Raw genomic sequence first — 17,137 nt, 5'->3', positions numbered from 1 at the left:
CGAGCCGATCTCGACCTGCCCGGCGAGTGCCTCCCTTGCACTCTCGTTTGCGTGACAGCGATGTATCGGTGGCAATCCTAGGGACGGGAATCGCAGCGGTCTTGAACGTTTCGGCCTGCACCGCTCGGCGGTGCGCCGCGTCCGATGAGCGGCACCTGCATCGGCACTGCGGGTGTGAAACGGCCGTATCGCTGGAACTCGCGGTTCATGTGCGCCTGGTCGCTGTAGCCGGCCTCGGCCGCGACCACGCTCGGGCGCGCGCCCGGCTCGCGCATGAGCATCATGGCGCGATGGAAGCGCACGATGCTCGCGAGGCTGCGCAGCGGCACGCCCACGGCTTCGATGACTTCGCGCCGCAAGGCTCGCTCGGAGACGCCGAGCTGCCGGCACAGCAGCTTGAGGTCGGGGCGCTCCGGCGCGCTGCGCAGCAGCCGGACGGCTTCGACGGCGAGCAGTTGGCCGGGCGTCGTGCGCGCGGCTAGCAGCAGCTCTTGCCCGGTCGACACCAGCTGGCGCTTCAACTCAGTCAGCGAGCGGCAGCGCTTCAGGCGTTCGGCATGTGCAGAGATCAGTGCTTCGGCGTCTTCGTGCAGAAGTTCACGGTCGCGCAGCAGCTTGGGCGACACGCCGAGGCAGGCGCCCGCCCACCCCAGGGTGAAGCGCAGACCCATCAGGCCGGTGCGCGCCTGGGCCGGCACGTCGCGCACGTGAAGCGTGGGGCCGGCGATCACGATGCGCGGGCGCGAGAGAGTCTCTCCGTCGTCTTCCAGGCGGAAGCGGATCACGATGTCGGTGCGGCCATCGGGTAGCACCCGCTGCAGGTCGGGGCCGCTGGCGACGAACATCCACAGCGCTTCGACACGCCCGGCGTCGAGGCCGTCGAGCGGCAACTCGGTGTAGGGGATCAAGGGAGGCTGGGGCACGGACGACTCGCGGGACTGCCGTAAAAGTGTATGGACGTGCTCTTTGAGGGCCCATCCCCCTTGCTGGGGTGCGCTGCTCGGGTGGCTTGTGCGCTGCACTGCAAAAGAAAAGGGCCGCATGAGCGGCCCTTTTGCTTTCGGTCGATTCCCGGCCTTACTTGAGGCCGGCTGCGGCACGCAGCGCGGCCGCCTTGTCCGTCTTCTCCCACGAGAACTCCGGCTCCTCGCGGCCGAAGTGGCCGTAGGCAGCGGTCTTCTCGTAGATCGGGCGCAGCAGGTCGAGCATCTGGATGATGCCCTTCGGGCGCAGGTCGAAGTGCTCGTTGACGAGCGCGGCGATCTTGTCGTCGGGGATCACGCCGGTGCCTTCGGTGTAGACCGTCACGTTCATCGGCTTGGCCACGCCGATCGCGTAGGCAACCTGGATCTGGCACTGCTTGGCGAGGCCCGCCTTGACGATGTTCTTCGCGACGTAGCGGGCGGCGTAGGCGGCCGAACGGTCGACCTTCGACGGGTCCTTGCCCGAGAACGCGCCACCGCCATGCGGGCAGGCGCCGCCATAGGTGTCGACGATGATCTTGCGGCCGGTCAGGCCGCAGTCACCCTGCGGGCCGCCGATGACGAAGCGGCCGGTCGGGTTGATCAGGTAGCGGGTTTCCTTCAGCCACTCCTTGGGCAGCACCGGCTTGATGATCTCTTCGATGATGGCTTCGGTGAACGAGGCCTTCATCTTGTGCTGGGTTTCACTCTGGTCAGGCGAGTGCTGGGTAGAGAGCACCACGGTGTCGATGCTGTGCGGCTTGCCGTCCACGTAGCGCATCGTGACCTGGCTCTTGGCGTCGGGGCGCAGGAAGGGCAGGCGGCCGTCTTTGCGAAGCTGGGCCTGGCGCTCGACGAGGCGGTGCGCGTAGTAGATCGGCGCGGGCATCAGCTCGGGCGTCTCGTCGCAGGCGTAGCCGAACATCAGGCCCTGGTCGCCGGCGCCGATGTTGAGGTGGTCGTCGGAGGCGTGGTCGACGCCCTGGGCGATGTCGTTCGACTGCTTGTCGTAGGCCACGAGCACCGCGCAGCCCTTGTAGTCGATGCCGTACTCGGTGTTGTCGTAGCCGATGCGCTTGATGGTGTCGCGCGCGATCTGGATGTAGTCGACGTGGGCGTTGGTGGTGATCTCGCCCGCCAGCACCACGAGGCCGGTGTTGGTCAGCGTCTCGGCGGCCACGCGCGAGCGCGGGTCCTGCTTGAAGATGGCGTCGAGGATGGCGTCGGAGATCTGGTCAGCCACCTTGTCGGGGTGGCCTTCGGAGACGGATTCCGAGGTGAAGAGGAAATCGTTGGACACTCTTTAAACTCCAGTGGGTTGCACACATTGCGTTGCCGGGCTGGGTTTCAGAGAGCGGCGAACGCTTTAGCAGGATTTTTGAATCGCCCCGCAAGTAGTTCAGTAACTCGGCGATTGGCGCTGATTATAAGAAGCAGATGCTCACGCTCTTCCACTGGTTTGCGAGTCTCCCGCTCGCATTGCTTCACGCCCTGGGCGCCTTTCTGGGCTGGGTCACCTATCTGCTGTCGCCGACCTATAGGCGCCGCATGGCGGCCAACGCGGCCCAGGCCGGGTTGAGCCCGGCCCAATGGAAGCCGGCCATCGCCTCGGCGGGGCGCATGGTCATGGAGTTGCCCTTTCTCTGGATGCGCAAGCCGGACGAGCCGATCCTCCCGCGCGTGCGATTCGAAGGCGAGGCCTTGCTGGGGGCTGCGCTGGCCCGCGGCAAGGGCGTGTTGCTGCTGACGCCCCACATGGGCTGCTTCGAGGTCGCGGCGCAGGCGATTGCCGAACGCTTCGGCGCCACCCGCCCGATCACCGTGCTCTACCGCCCGGCACGCAAGCCCTGGCTGCGCGAACTGGTCAAGACCTCGCGCGAGCGGCCGCAGCTGTATGCGGCGCCGGCTTCGCTGTCGGGCGTGCGACAGATGATCCGGGCCCTGCGCAAGGGCGAGATGGTCGGTCTGTTGCCCGACCAAGTGCCGCCCGAAGGCATGGGCGTGTGGGCGCCCTTCTTCGGCCGCGAGGCCTACACGATGACGCTGGCCACGCGGCTGGTTCAGCAGACGGGCGCCGAGCTGCTGCTGACCTGGGTGGAGCGTCTCCCGCGCGGCGCGGGCTACGTGCAGCGCTTCTTCCCCTTTCCCGAGCCGCTGCCCCAAGACGGACAAGCGGCGGCCGAGGCCATCAACCGGGCGATGGAAGGCCTGATCCGCCAGTGCCCGCAACAGTACCTGTGGGGCTACCACCGCTACAAGACGCCGCGCGCGCAGGCCGCCGCGGACGAGGTGTCCGCATGAGCAGCCGCGCCGAAACCCTGGGGGCCCGCGCGCTGCTGGGCGTGATGTGGTGTCTGCACCTGCTGCCCTTGCCGCTGCTGGCTGCGGTCGGCAACGGCACCGGCCGCCTGCTCTACGCGCTGGCCGGTGCGCGCCGCAAGGTGGCGTTGCGCAACCTCGAGCTGTGCTTTCCCGAACTGTCGGCCGCGGAACGCGAGCGCCTGGCGCGCGAGCATTTCCGCTGGCTCGGCCGCAGCATCCTGGAGCGCAGCCTCTTGTGGTTCGCGCCCGCCGAGCGGCTCAAGTCGATGATCCACGTCGAGGGCGACGTGACGCTTGCCGAACGCAGCCCGCGTCCGGTGATGTGGCTGGTCCCGCACTTCATGGGGCTCGATGTGGCCGGCGTCGCCGTGCTGCTGTTCCAGAACCAGTACGCCTGCTCGATGTACCAGGCGCAGAGCAACCCGGTGATGGACGACATCATCCGCAAGGGCCGGCTGCGTTTCGGTGACAAGGCGGAGATCTTTCCGCGCAGCGACAAGGCGCTGCCGCTCATCCGCGCGATCCGCAAGGGCCACGCGTTCTTCAACCTGCCCGACATGGATTTCGGCGAGCGCGACGCCGCCTTCGTGCCGTTCTTCGGCGTGCCGGCCGCGACGCTGCTCGCGCCCTCGCGCATGGCGCGTGCCCTCGACATGGTGGTGCAGCCGGTGGTTGCGGAGATGCTGCCGGGCGGACAGGGCTACAAGGTCCGCTTCGGTGAGCCGCTTCAAAACTTTCCGACGGACGACGCGGTGGCCGACACCGCCGCGATGAACCGCTGGATCGAAAGCGAGATCCGCCGCAACCCGGCGCAGTACCTGTGGGTGCACAAGCGCTTCAAGACCCGGCCGGCGGGCGAACCATCGTTGTATTGACGAGGGCTTTTCGCAAAGCGGCCGGATAATCGCGGGATGCAACTCCGGTTCACCAAGATGCAAGGCGCGGGCAACGACTTCGTCGTGCTCGACGCCACGCAACAGCCGCTCGATCTCACGCCCGAGCAGTACCGCCAGCTTGGCGATCGCCGCTTCGGCATCGGCGCCGACCAGATCCTCGTCGTCGAGAAGAGCCGCACGCCGGGTGTGGACTTCCGCTACCGCATCTTCAACGGTGGCAGCGGCGATGAAGTCGAGCAGTGCGGCAACGGCGCCCGCTGCTTCGTGCGCTTCGTGCGCGACCGCGGCCTCACCGACAAGAAGGTGATCCGCGTCGACACCATGAACACCCTGCTCGAGTTGCGCCTGCAGGACGACGGGCGCGTGACCGTCGACATGGGTGCGCCGATCTTCGAGCTGCCGCAAGTCCCGTTCGACCCGCAAGGCCTCAGCCCGCGCCGCCACGGCGATATCGAACTCTGGCCGCTCGACGTGGGCGATGGCGTCATCGACGACGTGGCTGTGCTCTCGATGGGCAACCCCCACGCCGTGCAGGTGGTCGACAGCGTGGACCATGCACCCGTCGAAGTGCACGGCCCGCTGATCGAAGCCGATCCGCACTTCCCGCGCAAGGTCAACGCCGGCTTCATGCAGGTCGTGAGCCGTAGCCACATCCGCCTGCGCGTCTACGAGCGCGGGGCCGGCGAGACGCTCGCCTGCGGCACCGGCGCCTGCGCGGCGGTCGTGGCGGGCATCCGCCTTGGCCTGCTCGACAAGCGCGTCGACGTCGATGCGCGTGGCGGCCGCCTCACCATTGAATGGCAAGGGGGCGATTCGCACGTGCTGATGACCGGCCCGGCCGTCACCGTTTTCGAAGGAGAAATTTCGCTGTGAGCATCCAAGGCATCACCGAGCAGGACATCGCCAACTACCTCGCCAACACGCCGGGGTTCTTCGAGCGGCATGCCGAGCTGCTGGCATCCATCCAGATCATGAGCCCGCACGGGCAGCGCGCCGTCTCGCTGCAGGAGCGGCAGATGGAAATGCTCCGCGAGAAACACAAGGGTCTGGAGCAGCGCATCGTCGAGATGATCCGCCACGGCCAGGAGAACGTGGCCATCGCGGACAAGCTGCACAAGTGGACGCGTGCCATCATGCTCACGCAGAACCCGGGTGACCTGCCCGACGTGCTGGTGCGCGAGCTGAAGCACCAGTTCATGATCCCGCAGGCGGCCATCCGCGTGTGGGGCGCGGCCGAAGCCTTCAGCATGCTGGGCTTCGCCAAGCCGGTGAGCGATGACGCGCGGAGTTTTGCGTCGAGCCTTAGCCTGCCGTACTGCGGCGTCAACGCGGGCTTCGAAGCCGCCTCGTGGCTCGAAGACCCGCGCTCGGTGGCCTCGATGGCGCTGATCCCGCTGCATCACGGCGGCGCTGCCGAGGCCTTCGGCCTCCTGGTGCTGGCCTCGCCCGATCCCACGCGCTACAGCGCCGACATGGGCACCGAGTTCCTCGTGCGCATCGGCGAGATCGCGAGTGCCGGGCTCGCGCGGCTGCTGCCGGTCGTCTAGCGTTCATGCACGACGCCGCCGGTCTCGACGACGACCTGCGTCGGCATCTCGTTCACCTCGAAGTCGAGCGCAGGCTCGCGCAGCGCACGCTTGCGCTTTATCGAGATGCGCTGCAGCGCTTGCAGACGTTTGCGGACGAGGCCAAGCTGGCTTCGCCCCGTGTGGCACAGGTGCACCACGTGCGCCGTTGGGCCGCGCAGTTGCATGCGCAGGGGTTGGCCTCACGCAGCATCGCGCTGATCCTGTCGGCCTGGCGCGGGTTCTACCGCTGGGCTGGGCGTGAAGGGCTCGTCACGCTGAACCCGGTGGAAGGCGTGCGCGCGCCCAAGGCGGCCAAGCCCTTGCCCAAGGCCTTGTCGGTCGACCACGCGGTGGCGCTGGCCGAGCAGGCCGATGAACACAGCGACCCGGCGCTGGCCGCGCGCGACCACTGCATTGTGGAACTGCTCTACGGCTGCGGCTTGCGTGTGGGCGAGCTGGTGGCACTCGACGTGCAGCCGAGCGGCACGGCCGCGGGCTGGATCGACGCCTTGGATGCCACGGCCCACGTGCTCGGCAAGGGCGGCAAGCGTCGCAGCGTGCCGGTCGGCGGGCCGGCGCTCTCGGCCTTGCGGGCGTGGCTCGAACAACGTGCCGGGATGGCCGCGCATGGCGAGCCGGCCCTCTTCGTCAGCCAGCGCGGCACCCGCCTTACCGCGAGCCAGGTGCGTTCGCGTCTGAAGACCCGCGCGCTGCAGGCGGGCCTGCCCACCCACGTGCACCCGCACATGCTGCGGCACTCGTTCGCGTCTCACCTGCTGCAGTCGAGCGGCGATTTACGTGCTGTGCAGGAACTGCTGGGCCACGCCAACATCACGACCACCCAGGTCTACACCAAGCTCGACTTCCAGCACCTTGCCAAGGTGTACGACGCCGCTCACCCCAGAGCAAAGAAGCGCTGACCTCCGTTCTGTTGCTTCCCCTTCAGCGGACGCTTCCTTGCATTTACTTCGCATGCGTACTAATATAGTTCGTATGCGAAGTAAATCGAACCGCGGCTGATGAAGCCGCGCCTTTTCCATCTGGTAGCGCAGGCGCGCCAGAACCTGTTCCGCTCGGCCGACCAGGTCTTCAGCGCCGAGCTGGAGGTGTCGGGCACGCAGGTGGTGGCGCTCTTCGCCATCCAGTCGCAAGAGGGCTGCCAGCTGAAGGACCTGACGGCGCAGCTGCAGCTCAAGAACTCGGCCATCACTGGCCTCGTCGGCCGCATGGAAGACAACGGGTTGATCCAGCGCCAGCCCTGCGAGCAGGACGGCCGGTCCACCCGGCTGTACCTGACCGACAAGGGCAGGGCGGTGGTCGCGCAAGCCAAGCCCGTCTTGGCACGCGTCAACGCCCAGCTCACCAAGGGCTTCACCCAAGACGAACTCGCGGTCGTGGCGCGCTTTCTCCACCACGCCGCGTCCATCCACTTCACCACGGAGTCACCGAAATGAGCCAGAACCTCGCCCTCTACCAGCAACTCGGCCCCGAGAGCTTCTCGGCCGCCATTGGCAACGTGGCGCCGTATTTCGCCAGCATCGAGCCGCAGTTCGTCGACCTGCGAAAGGGCTTTGCCGAGGTGCGCATCCGCAACCAGCGCAAGGTGCACAACCACATCGGCACCGTGCACGCCATCGCGCTGTGCAATGGCGCCGAGCTGGTGGCTGGCACCTGCACCGACGTGTCCATCCCCCAGGGCGCGCGCTGGCTGCCCATCGCGATGACGGTGCAGTACCTGGCCAAGGCCAAGACCGACATCCGCGTGGTGACCGAGGCCGACGGGGTCGATTGGTCGAAGCCCGGCAACATCGAGGTGCCGGTGGCGGCCTACGACACCGAGGGCACCAAGGTCCTGGGCGCGGTGATCACGATGAACGTGAAGCACTGAAGATGGCCACGGCCATCGGGCGCGACAATCGCGCCCATGAAAACCATCACCCTGCGAGAAGGCAAGGAGCGTTCGCTGCAGAAGCGCCACCCCTGGGTCTTCGAGAGCAGCATCCACTCCGGCAAGGCCGACCCCGGCGAGACCGTGCGGGTGAACGCCCGCGATGGCAAGTTCCTCGCGTGGGCTGCCTTCAGCCCCCAGTCGCAGATTCGCGTGCGGGCGTGGAGCTTCGACGAGGCCGAGCGCATCGACGCCGCCTTCTTCGAGCGACGCATCCGCAAGGCCATCGACATCCGCGCGCGCCTGCCGATTGCGAGCGACGCGATGCGGCTCATCCATGGCGAGGCCGACGGCCTGCCGGGGCTCATCGTCGACCGTTATGGCGACACGCTGTGCGCGCAGTTCCTGAGTGCCGGTGCCGAGCGCTGGAAGAAGACGCTCGCCGATCACCTGCTCACCGTCACGGGCCTCACCAAGCTCTACGAGCGCAGCGACGCCAGTAGCCGCGGCCTCGAAGGCCTCCCCGAGGTGACCGGCTGGCTGCGTGGTGACGGCGAGACCGAGCTCACCATCCGCGAACACGACTGGCAGCTCACGCTCGACGTGGCCGAGGGCCACAAGACCGGCTATTACCTCGACCAGCGCGACAGCCGCAAGCTCTTCGCCGACACCGTGCGCCACTTCGGCTGCCAGCGCGTGCTCAACTGCTACAGCTACACCGGCGGCTTCAGCGTGGCGGCGCTCGTGGGTGGCGCCACGCAGGTGACGAGCGTCGACTCGTCGGCCCCCGCGCTCGCACGTGCCACGCGTCACGTCGCGCTCAACGGCTTCGACGTGTCGCACCACACCGCGCTCGATGCCGACGTGAACCAGACCCTGCGCGACGCGCTCAAGCGCGGCGAGCGTTTCGACGCCATCGTGCTCGACCCGCCCAAGTTCGCGCCGACCGTGAGCCACGCCGAGCGCGCGGCTCGTGCCTACAAGGACATCAACCGCCTCGCCTTCCAGCTGCTGGAAGTGGGCGGCCTGCTCTTCACCTATTCGTGCTCCGGCGGCATCAGCGCCGATCTCTTCCACAAGATCGTGGCCGGCGCGGGGCTCGACGCGAACGTCGATGGGCTCGTCTACGCGCGCACCGGCGCGGCGCCCGACCACCCGATGACGGTCACCTTCCCCGAAGGCGAGTACCTCAAGGGCCTGGTCGTGCTCAGGACCGCGTAGGCGCGGCCGGCAACACGATGGCCGGCTCGAACTTCGCGCGGTGCACGCTGAAGAAGGCCTTCACATTGCGCACGTTGGCGTCTTGCGTGAAGAGGCGCTGCACCAGCGTGTGGTAGCCCGCCATGTCGGGCACCTGCATCACCAGCATGAAATCGGGCCCCGGCGAGACGCGGTAGCACTGCTGCACGGCGGTGTCGGCCACGGCACGGGCCTCGAAGGCGGCCAAGTGCTCGGCACCCTGGCGGTCGAGCGTCACCTCGGCCAGCACAGTCAAGCCGGCGCCGAGCCGCTCGCTGGAGAGGAGGGCCACTCGCCGTTCGATCACCCCTGCATCCACCAGGCGCCGCACCCGGCGCAGGCAGGTGGCCGGCGACGTGTGGGCGGCGGCGGCCAGGTCCTGGTTGGACAAGGAGGCGTCACGCTGCAGCAGTTCCAACAGCCGCACATCGGTCTCGTCGAGAGAGACAGTTTCTTTCATCTGAAAGAAGAGAATGGAATCATGATTCAACTTCGAATGGGTGCGGAAGATTATTTCGTTGATGCGTGAAAATCGCAAGCAACGGCCAACAGCACCTTCCTACCATTCCAGCCATCTCATTCTTTTCGGAAGCGCACCATGTGTGGCATCGTCGGCGCCGTCAGCACCAAGAACATCGTCCCCATCCTCATCGAGGGCCTGAAACGGCTGGAGTACCGGGGCTATGACTCCTGCGGCGTGGCCGTGCACCAGGGCGGCGAGCTGAGGCGCGCGCGCAGTACCGCTCGTGTCGCCGAGCTCGACGCGCGCGTGGCCGAAGACAAGATCGACAGCGGCACCGGCATCGCCCACACCCGCTGGGCCACCCACGGCGCGCCCGCCGAGCACAACGCGCACCCTCATTTCTCGCCCGGCCCGCAAAACAAGCAGGGCACCGACCAGAGCGGCGTCACGGCCGTCGGCCGCATCGCCCTCGTCCACAACGGCATCATCGAAAACCACGACGAGCTGCGCAACGAACTCAAGACGCGCGGCTACGTGTTCGACAGCCAGACCGACACCGAGGTCATCGCCCACCTCGTCGACCACCTCTACGAAGGCGACCTGCTCGCTGCCGTGCAGCAGGCCACGCTTCGCCTGCGCGGTGCGTATGCGATCGCGGTGTTCTGCCGCGACGAGCCGCACCGGGTGATCGGCGCGCGCGAAGGTTCGCCGCTGGTGCTGGGCGTCGGTGTTGGTGAGCGCAAGGGCGATTTCTTCCTCGCCTCCGACGCCATGGCGCTGGCGGGCGTCACCGACCAGATCGCCTACCTCGAAGAAGGCGACGTGGTCGACCTGCAGCTCGGCAAGGTGTGGATCACCGCGCGCTCGCATGGTGGCGTGATGTTCAAGACCGTCGAGCGCGAGGTGCGCACGGTGCACGTGCACACCGGCGCGGCCGAGCTCGGGCCCTATCGCCACTACATGCAGAAAGAGATCTTCGAGCAGCCGCGCGCCATTGCCGACACGCTCGACGCGGTGGAAGCCATCACGCCAGAACTCTTCGGCGACGGGGCCTACCGGGTGTTCAAGGATGTCGACAGCGTGCTCATCCTCGCCTGCGGCACCAGCTACTACAGCGGCTCGGTCGCCAAGTACTGGCTGGAGAGCATCGCGAAGATTCCCACCAGCGTCGAGATCGCCAGCGAATACCGCTACCGCGACAGCGTGCCCAACCCGCGCACGCTCGTCGTCACCATCACGCAGAGCGGTGAGACCGCCGACACGCTCGCCGCGCTCAAGCATGCGCGCAGCCTCGGCATGAAGCACACGCTGACCATCTGCAACGTGGCGACCAGCGCGATGGTGCGCGAATGCGAGCTGGCCTACATCACCCGCGCCGGCGCCGAGATCGGTGTCGCGTCGACCAAGGCTTTCAGCACGCAGCTCGTCGGCCTCTTTCTGCTGACGCTCGCCCTCGCGCAAGTGCGTGGGCACCTGAGCGAGCAGCAGGAGCTGGCGCACCTCAAGGCGCTGAGGCACCTGCCGGTGGCCGTGCAGGCGGTGCTGGCGCTGGAACCGCAGGTCATCGCCTGGTCGGAGATCTTTGCCCGCAAGGAAAACGCACTCTTCCTCGGCCGCGGCCTGCACTACCCCATCGCGCTCGAAGGCGCACTCAAGCTGAAGGAGATCAGCTACATCCACGCCGAGGCCTACCCGGCGGGCGAGCTGAAGCACGGGCCACTGGCGCTGGTGACCGCCGAGATGCCGGTGGTCACGGTCGCGCCCAACGATGCGCTGCTCGAGAAGCTCAAGAGCAACCTGCAGGAAGTGCGCGCGCGTGGCGGCGAGCTCTTCGTCTTCGCCGATGCCGACACGCACATCGAAAGCGGCGAGGGCCTGCTCGTGATCCGCATGCCCGAGCACTACGGCGTGCTGTCACCGATCCTGCACGTGGTGCCGCTGCAGCTGCTGGCGTATCACACGGCGTGTGCGCGCGGGACTGACGTGGACAAGCCTCGCAACCTGGCGAAGAGCGTTACGGTCGAGTAAGCCGGCCGCGTTCGCCTGTAGACCCGACCTTTGGCGCAGCCGCTGCGCAGGTGCCGCCTCACGCGGTGGGCTTGCGTTCGAAGCGCTCGCAGTCGGGAAACGGTGGCGGGAGCGGCGTCACGCTGACCTCGTCGACGCGCGCTGCGGGCGGCCCGCGGTGCAGCCATTCCGCCAGGTTCCGCAGTTGTGCGGGTGACCCCAGCATGAGCACTTCGACGGAACCATCGAGCCGGTTGCGCACCCACCCCTTCACGCCCAGCCTGTCGGCCTCGCGTGCGCAGCTGTCGCGGTAGCCGACACCTTGCACACGCCCTCGGATGCGGGCCGACCAGCATTCGATGGACGTTCCGGGTTGACCCGGAGCGGAGCTCATCTCACGCCCCCTTCCCCCCCTCGGTCCGGCGGGTGCCGTCCCCGCAGGCGCGGTGTTGAGAGCTCCGCGGTGGAGTTACAGAATTTCACCATGCGCCGCCCTCCCGATTTCAAGCCGACCCAGGTCTTCGACTGGGCACATGAGCCGTCCGACGAGCGGCCCACCGACTTTGGACGCTCCACCGGGTATTCCTCGCTGTCGGGCTTCGGCAGTCTGCAGCAGGTGTCTGGGTCAGCGCACCGCCGGCAGCGACCGCAGGGTGCCAGCATGGCTCGGCTGATGGCTGTGACCTGCGTCGTGCTGGGCCTGAGCGTGTCGGCGCTGTACACGATGGTTCACTACCTGCGCGGGGGCTGAACGCACTTCGGCGTGCTCACACGCCGGTGGCCGGCCTGGCGAGCAGCATGTCGACCGAATGCAGCAGGGCCGAAGGATCGGCCGGCTTGGTGAGGTGCACCGAAAACCCGGCTGCCGCGGCGCGGGCCTTGTCGGGCTCCTGGCCATAGCCCGTCAACGCGATGAAGCGGCCGCGCCAATCGGGGCTTGCATTGCGCAGGGCCTGCGCGAGCTGGTAGCCGTCCATCTCGGGCAGACCGATGTCGAGCACCACCACCTCGGGCTGCAGGCTCGCAAACGCGGCCAGCGCTTCGCGCGGGTGCCCCGCGGTCTGCACTTCGTGGCCGGCGTCGCGCAGCAACTCGGCGGCGGTGTCGAGCGCATCGGTGTTGTCGTCGACCACGAGCACACGCCCGGCGCCATGAGTGGCGACACGCTGCGGCGCGGTGTCGGCCGACAGCGGCGGCTCGATCGTCGGCAGCTCGATGGTGAAGCGGCTGCCTCGCTGCAGGCCTTCGCTGTGGGCTTTCACCTCACCGCCGTGCAGCTGCACGATGTTGCGCACGATCGCAAGCCCCAGGCCCAGCCCGCCGGTGGCGCGCTCCGAGGTCTGCGGTGCTTGATAGAAAGGCTCGAACACACGCTCTAGCGTTTCGGCCTGCATGCCTTCGCCTTGGTCTTCCACGCACAGGCGTGCGCGCCGGTGCATCTCGTCCAGGCTCACCGAGAGTGCAATCGTGCTCTCGCCGCCGAAGCGCAAGGCGTTCGTCAACAGGTTCGTCACGGCTTGCACGAGGCGGGTTTCGTCGCCTTCCACCCACAGCGGGCGTGACGGCAGCTCGACGAAGACTCCGCGGCTGTGCCTGGCCTCCACCGCCGGCTGCACCGCCTCGACGGCCCGCTCGACCACGCTGAAGAGGTTGACCGGTTCGCGGCGGATCTCGAGCTTGCCGCGCGTGATGCGCGAGACGTCGAGCAGGTCGTCGACCAGGCGGCGCATGTGGGCCACCTGCCGGCCCATGATCTCGCGCTCGCGCGACGTGCTCTCGTCGCACTTGCGGTTGAGCAGGTGCAGCGCGGTGAGCATGGGGGCGAGCGGGTTGCGCAGCTCATGGCCCAGCACTGCGAGGAACTGGTCCTTCGCCTGGGCGGCGGCCGTGGCCTGGCTCAGCGCCTGGCGCATCGACTCGGTGGTCTCGCTCAGGCGTTGCGAGGCCTGTCGCAGCGCGCGGGCCATCTGGTCGATCTCGTCGATCTCGCTGTGCGTTTCGGCGACGGGCTGGCCTTCGCCCAGCAGCACGGCGCTGTCGCGCACGGCGTGGATGTCTTCGGTGATGCGGTCGGCAATGCGCCGAGCGAGCGCCATGCACAGCAGCACCGTGGCCAGCGCGCCTGCCACGTACCAGGCGAGGCTCGTGGCCAGGGCCTGGTCGGGCCCTGCGGTGGGCGCACCGACTGCGACTGTCCAGCCCAGGTCGCGCAGCCGGGTGAAGCCGGTGTAGACGTCATCGCCTTCGAGCGATTGGGTGAGGCCGCTGCCGCTGCTGACCTCGCGCGCGAGCAGGGCCTTGAGCGAAGGCGAGGGCCCGCGGCTCTGGTGTTCGCGTGTGCGTGCGACGCGGTTCTGCGCGCTGTCGAACACCGCGATCACCCACCCCGGCGGCACGCTCTGTTTCTGCAGCACGTCGAGGATGGGCTCGGGCCTCACGGCCGCCGTGAGCACGTAGCCGAGCTGGCCGTTGACCACGATGGGCCAGCGCACGGCAAACGCGCCCGACTGGCGCGGTCCGAAGGTGAGGGCCCCCACCACGGGCTGGCCCGTGCGGATGACCTGCGCGAGGCTCTGCGGGTCGACCACTCTCAGCTCGCGGCTGCCGTAAGCCTCGCCCGTGTTGAAGAGCACCTCACCCTGCCCGTTGGTGAGCACGACCGCCGCCCACGCGGGGCGGGCCGCCGCCTCGCTCTGGGCGACTTCGTAGAACGCGGCGACATTGCCCTCGGCCAGCGGCCGCGAGCGCGCCATCGCGGCCAGCGAGCGCAGCGTGGCGTCGATCTCCGACTCCACCGCACTCGCCAGCGCGCGCGACAGCTCGAGCGTGGAGCGTTCGAGGTTCTGCCGCTGCGTCTGGATGGCGTTCCAGATGCCCCAGGCGCCGAGCAGCGACACCGGCAGCAGGCCCACCGCGGCCAGCAGGATCAGCCGGTGGCGCAGGGGGCGGGCAGGGCGGGCGTGCATGTCGCGCGCGAGCTTACCCGCCTTCGCAAGACCCCCGGACCTTGTCCCCCGCAGGGCTCAGCCCTTCACGCACACCACCTGCTTCAGCGTGTGCACCACGTCGACCAGCTCGCGCTGCGCTTCCATCACGGCGTCGATGTCCTTGTAGGCCGCGGGCGTCTCGTCGATGACGTCCTTGTCCTTGCGGCATTCGACCCCTTCGGTCGCGCTGCGGTGGTCGGCCAGCGTGAAGCGGCGCTTGGCCTCGCCACGGCTCATCACACGGCCGGCGCCGTGCGAGCAGCTCTCGAACGAGTCGGCGTTGCCCTTGCCGCGCACGATGTAGCTGCGCGCGCCCATGCTGCCGGGGATGATGCCCAGCTGGCCGGCTTTCGCGCTCACCGCGCCCTTGCGGGTGACGTACACGTCTTCGCCGAAGTGGCGTTCCTTCTGCACGTAGTTGTGGTGGCAGTTCACTGCCTCGATGTGCGACTGGAAGTTCTTGCGGATCACCGTCTTCGCGGCTTCGATCACGCGCTTCATCATCACCTCGCGGTTGATCGCGGCGAACTTCTGCGCCCAGCCCACCGCCCGCACGTAGTCGCCGAAGTAGCGGCTGCCTTCCTCGAAGTAGGCGAGGTCGCGGTCGGGCAGGTTGGCCTGGTGGCGCATGGCGTCTTGCTTCGCCAGCTCGATGAACATCGTGCCGATGAAGTTGCCCACGCCGCGCGAGCCCGAGTGCAGCATGAACCAGACGAACTTCTGCTCGTCGAGGCAGACCTCGATGAAGTGGTTGCCGGTGCCGAGCGTGCCCAGGTGCTGGATGTGGTTGGTCTTGGCGATCTTTGGGTAGTCGCGGCAGAGCTCGGTGAATTCGGGCTCGAGCTGCGCCCAGGCGGTGTTCACCGAGCCGGGCGGCTTCTGCCACGCGCCGGGGTCGCGCGATCCAGGTTGACGACCGTGCGGCACGGCGCGCTCGATGGCCGAGCGCAGCGGGCCCAGGTTGTCGGGCAGGTCTTCGGCGGTGAGCGTGGTCTTGCAGGCGATCATGCCGCAGCCGATGTCGACACCGACGGCGGCCGGAATGATCGCCTTGACGGTCGGGATCACCGAGCCGACGGTCGCACCGATGCCCAGGTGCACGTCGGGCATGGCGGCGATGTGCTTGAAGACGATGGGCAGGCGGGCCGCATTCGAGAGCTGGCGCTTGGCTTCGTCTTCGACGGGCACGCCGTGCGTCCACATCTTCAGCGGCACGCCGCCGGGGACGTCTTCGTGGATGTGAGTGGGTTCTTCCATGATGTGTATTCCTTGTAGCACCTGCCTCTGATCTCTCAGAGGCAGGTGCGGTTCAGCGGAGCTTCACCAGGCCGTTCAGCACCTGGTCCAGGCCTCCGAACACCGAGATCTTGTCGATGCGCTCGGCCACGCGTTCCAGCGTCTCGAGCTCCTTCAGGCGCAGGGCGGTGGGGTTGTCCTCCATCACCTTGGCCGTGTTGAGCAGGGAGCGCGTGGCCGCGGTTTCCTCGCGGCGGCGGATCACGTTGGCCTCGGCCGCCTTGCCGGCCTCAACCACCTGGGCGAGGATGGTCTTCATCTCGCCCGGCAGCACGATGTCCTTCACGCCCACGCCGTCGATCTCGAGCCCGTAGACCGAGAGCTTGGCGCGCACGTGGGCCGAGACGACCTCGTCGATCACCGACTTGTTCTCCAGCAGCTCATCTAGCGTGCGCGTGCCGACGGCCGCGCGCAGGCCGAACTGCAGCTCGCGGTACAGGTGCTCCGCGGGCTTGGCGAGCTGGGTGTAGGCGGTCAGCACCGCATCGGCGTTGGCGTAACGCCAAGTCGCCGACAGGTTCAGGCGCAGGCCCACCTTGTCGCGGGTCAGGATTTCCTGGCCGGTGACGTCGAGGGCCTGCAGCCGCAGGTCGACCAGCTCGACCGAGATCGTGCGGTTGAACTTCCAGAAACCATGCGGGCCCGGCGGCAGCAGGCGCTCGACCTTGCCGTCGACGGTCAGCACGCCCACGGCGTGTTCGGGCACCTGCACGGTGAGCACGCCGGTGAGGCCGGCGACCGCACGCGATCGCAACTGCGTTTGCGTGAGGCGCTGCACCAGGGCGGCCGGCAGCTCGGCGGTGTCGGTGATGTCGATCACCTCCACGTCCACGTCGGTGAGGCCCTTCCAGTACAGGAGCCGGGTCGCCGGCGCCAGCACCTCGACCAGCACGCCATTCTCCGAGCGCAGGCCGACCTGCGTTTCAGTGAGTTCGACGCGCACGAACTCCGCCTCGACCACCTCGGGCTCCTTCGCCAGCAGGTAGTCGGACAGCGGGTGGGTGAAGGCCGGTTGTTCGATCGAGAAGGTCTCGACGCGAAGACGGTCGAGGCCGGACGCGAGCCAGTGCGTGCCCGGTTGCAGCACGCGCTCGAAATCGCCATTGCGCAGCAGGAGGCCGCGCTCGTTCTTCTTGACAGTGACACGCTTGAATTCCATGGGTGTTCTCCTTTTAGTCTTGCGTGTGTTTTTGAATAGGGTGCCGTTACAGGGACGGCAGCGGACGGTGGATGCCTGGGCCCGGGTGACACGGTGCGCGTCGGTGCTCGCCTCCCAGTCGAGCGCCTCGGCTTGCCGTGCACGCGAACCCCGCGTGCCCCACGTGCGGGCTGCCGCCGCTGATGAGGCCTTGCGGCCCCACGTTCGGCGGTGGTCTTGCGACCGGTTTCTGGAGTTTTGGAACGGGAGTCGAACCCGCGACCCACACATTGGAAATGTGCTGCTCTACCCGACTGAGCTATCCAGTTGGCAGGCCACCCGGGGGTCGAACCCGGCGCAGTGCGACCGAT

General features: G+C 67.8%; 17 protein-coding genes. 10 read left to right on the top strand and 7 right to left on the bottom strand.

Going from position 1 to position 17,137, the window contains the following annotated elements; all coding sequences use genetic code 11:
• Positions 1-77: 77 nt before the first annotated feature.
• The gene (locus RXV79_RS22795; RefSeq protein WP_316700377.1) at positions 78-923 is read right to left on the bottom strand and encodes a helix-turn-helix domain-containing protein; all 846 of its coding nucleotides are present in this window, start codon (positions 921-923) and stop codon (positions 78-80) included.
• A 154-nt stretch (positions 924-1,077) separates the two neighbouring features.
• Entirely contained in the window at positions 1,078-2,262 is a 1,185-nt protein-coding gene (metK, locus tag RXV79_RS22790) for a methionine adenosyltransferase (RefSeq protein WP_316700376.1), read from the bottom strand.
• A 137-nt stretch (positions 2,263-2,399) separates the two neighbouring features.
• On the opposite strand from metK, the gene RXV79_RS22785 reads away from it, so the two are divergent.
• From RXV79_RS22785 to RXV79_RS22750, 8 genes are all read left to right on the top strand, one after another.
• Positions 2,400-3,263 carry a lysophospholipid acyltransferase family protein gene (locus tag RXV79_RS22785; RefSeq protein WP_316700375.1) on the top strand — a complete coding sequence of 288 codons (864 nt, stop codon included), beginning with the start codon at positions 2,400-2,402 and terminating at the stop codon, positions 3,261-3,263.
• Positions 3,260-4,159 (top strand): lysophospholipid acyltransferase family protein, encoded by a 900-nt coding sequence (locus RXV79_RS22780; RefSeq protein WP_316700374.1) that lies wholly within the window; start codon positions 3,260-3,262, stop codon positions 4,157-4,159. Before RXV79_RS22785 ends, RXV79_RS22780 begins: the two co-directional genes overlap by 4 nt.
• 36 nt (positions 4,160-4,195) lie before the next feature.
• Positions 4,196-5,053 carry a diaminopimelate epimerase gene (gene dapF, locus RXV79_RS22775; protein WP_316700373.1) on the top strand — a complete coding sequence of 286 codons (858 nt, stop codon included), beginning with the start codon at positions 4,196-4,198 and terminating at the stop codon, positions 5,051-5,053.
• Positions 5,050-5,727, top strand: a complete 678-nt coding sequence (locus RXV79_RS22770) for a DUF484 family protein (RefSeq protein WP_316700372.1) — start codon at positions 5,050-5,052, stop codon at positions 5,725-5,727. The genes dapF and RXV79_RS22770 overlap by 4 nt, the downstream gene beginning before the upstream one ends.
• A gap of 5 nt (positions 5,728-5,732) precedes the next feature.
• Positions 5,733-6,668 carry a tyrosine recombinase XerC gene (gene xerC, locus RXV79_RS22765; protein ID WP_316700371.1) on the top strand — a complete coding sequence of 312 codons (936 nt, stop codon included), beginning with the start codon at positions 5,733-5,735 and terminating at the stop codon, positions 6,666-6,668.
• Between the two features lie 99 nt (positions 6,669-6,767).
• Complete coding sequence (locus tag RXV79_RS22760; protein ID WP_316700370.1) at positions 6,768-7,202, top strand: MarR family winged helix-turn-helix transcriptional regulator; 435 nt, start codon at positions 6,768-6,770, stop codon at positions 7,200-7,202.
• Positions 7,199-7,636 (top strand): hotdog fold domain-containing protein, encoded by a 438-nt coding sequence (locus tag RXV79_RS22755; protein ID WP_316700369.1) that lies wholly within the window; start codon positions 7,199-7,201, stop codon positions 7,634-7,636. The genes RXV79_RS22760 and RXV79_RS22755 overlap by 4 nt, the downstream gene beginning before the upstream one ends.
• 36 nt (positions 7,637-7,672) lie before the next feature.
• A complete protein-coding gene (locus RXV79_RS22750; protein WP_316700368.1) occupies positions 7,673-8,857 on the top strand; it encodes a class I SAM-dependent rRNA methyltransferase in 1,185 nt (394 codons plus the stop codon).
• Here RXV79_RS22750 and RXV79_RS22745 read toward each other — a convergent pair.
• A complete protein-coding gene (locus RXV79_RS22745; RefSeq protein ID WP_316700367.1) occupies positions 8,844-9,335 on the bottom strand; it encodes an Lrp/AsnC family transcriptional regulator in 492 nt (163 codons plus the stop codon). The two genes, RXV79_RS22750 and RXV79_RS22745, sit on opposite strands and share 14 nt — an antisense overlap.
• A 138-nt stretch (positions 9,336-9,473) precedes the next feature.
• Between RXV79_RS22745 and glmS the strand changes: the two genes are divergently transcribed.
• Complete coding sequence (gene glmS, locus RXV79_RS22740) at positions 9,474-11,366, top strand: glutamine--fructose-6-phosphate transaminase (isomerizing) (RefSeq protein ID WP_316700366.1); 1,893 nt, start codon at positions 9,474-9,476, stop codon at positions 11,364-11,366.
• A gap of 58 nt (positions 11,367-11,424) precedes the next feature.
• On the opposite strand, the gene RXV79_RS22735 is transcribed toward glmS, so the two are convergent.
• Positions 11,425-11,739 carry an acylphosphatase gene (locus RXV79_RS22735; RefSeq protein WP_316700365.1) on the bottom strand — a complete coding sequence of 105 codons (315 nt, stop codon included), beginning with the start codon at positions 11,737-11,739 and terminating at the stop codon, positions 11,425-11,427.
• 90 nt (positions 11,740-11,829) lie between these two features.
• Here RXV79_RS22735 and RXV79_RS22730 point away from each other — a divergent pair, with 90 nt between their 5' ends.
• Positions 11,830-12,096, top strand: coding sequence for a hypothetical protein (locus RXV79_RS22730; protein ID WP_316700364.1), 267 nt, complete (start codon positions 11,830-11,832; stop codon positions 12,094-12,096).
• A 16-nt stretch (positions 12,097-12,112) separates the two neighbouring features.
• Here RXV79_RS22730 and RXV79_RS22725 read toward each other — a convergent pair whose 3' ends face one another.
• From RXV79_RS22725 to RXV79_RS22715, 3 genes are read right to left on the bottom strand one after another with little or no spacing between them, the layout of a single operon-like run.
• A complete protein-coding gene (locus RXV79_RS22725; protein ID WP_316700363.1) occupies positions 12,113-14,311 on the bottom strand; it encodes an ATP-binding protein in 2,199 nt (732 codons plus the stop codon).
• A gap of 57 nt (positions 14,312-14,368) precedes the next feature.
• Positions 14,369-15,589: an RtcB family protein gene (locus tag RXV79_RS22720; RefSeq protein ID WP_316700362.1), complete on the bottom strand. Its 1,221-nt coding sequence runs from the start codon at positions 15,587-15,589 to the stop codon at positions 14,369-14,371.
• A gap of 52 nt (positions 15,590-15,641) precedes the next feature.
• Positions 15,642-16,787: a slipin family protein gene (locus RXV79_RS22715; RefSeq protein ID WP_316700361.1), complete on the bottom strand. Its 1,146-nt coding sequence runs from the start codon at positions 16,785-16,787 to the stop codon at positions 15,642-15,644.
• Between the last annotated feature and the right edge of the window lie 350 nt (positions 16,788-17,137).

The sequence above is a fragment of the Piscinibacter gummiphilus genome, assembly GCF_032681285.1.
GTDB classification, from domain to species: Bacteria; Pseudomonadota; Gammaproteobacteria; order Burkholderiales; family Burkholderiaceae_C; genus Rhizobacter; species Rhizobacter gummiphilus_A.
This window is presented reverse-complemented; position numbering and strand designations above follow the sequence as displayed.

Coding starts and splice junctions, on each gene's coding strand:
- RXV79_RS22785 (WP_316700375.1), top strand. CDS start 2,400: ATGCTCACGCTCTTCCACTGGTTTGCGAGTCTCCCGCTCGCATTGCTT.
- RXV79_RS22780 (WP_316700374.1), top strand. CDS start 3,260: ATGAGCAGCCGCGCCGAAACCCTGGGGGCCCGCGCGCTGCTGGGCGTG.
- dapF (WP_316700373.1), top strand. CDS start 4,196: ATGCAACTCCGGTTCACCAAGATGCAAGGCGCGGGCAACGACTTCGTC.
- xerC (WP_316700371.1), top strand. CDS start 5,733: ATGCACGACGCCGCCGGTCTCGACGACGACCTGCGTCGGCATCTCGTT.
- RXV79_RS22760 (WP_316700370.1), top strand. CDS start 6,768: ATGAAGCCGCGCCTTTTCCATCTGGTAGCGCAGGCGCGCCAGAACCTG.
- RXV79_RS22755 (WP_316700369.1), top strand. CDS start 7,199: ATGAGCCAGAACCTCGCCCTCTACCAGCAACTCGGCCCCGAGAGCTTC.
- RXV79_RS22750 (WP_316700368.1), top strand. CDS start 7,673: ATGAAAACCATCACCCTGCGAGAAGGCAAGGAGCGTTCGCTGCAGAAG.
- RXV79_RS22745 (WP_316700367.1), bottom strand. CDS start 9,335: ATGAAAGAAACTGTCTCTCTCGACGAGACCGATGTGCGGCTGTTGGAA.
- glmS (WP_316700366.1), top strand. CDS start 9,474: ATGTGTGGCATCGTCGGCGCCGTCAGCACCAAGAACATCGTCCCCATC.
- RXV79_RS22735 (WP_316700365.1), bottom strand. CDS start 11,739: ATGAGCTCCGCTCCGGGTCAACCCGGAACGTCCATCGAATGCTGGTCG.
- RXV79_RS22730 (WP_316700364.1), top strand. CDS start 11,830: ATGCGCCGCCCTCCCGATTTCAAGCCGACCCAGGTCTTCGACTGGGCA.
- RXV79_RS22725 (WP_316700363.1), bottom strand. CDS start 14,311: ATGCACGCCCGCCCTGCCCGCCCCCTGCGCCACCGGCTGATCCTGCTG.
- RXV79_RS22720 (WP_316700362.1), bottom strand. CDS start 15,589: ATGGAAGAACCCACTCACATCCACGAAGACGTCCCCGGCGGCGTGCCG.
- RXV79_RS22715 (WP_316700361.1), bottom strand. CDS start 16,787: ATGGAATTCAAGCGTGTCACTGTCAAGAAGAACGAGCGCGGCCTCCTG.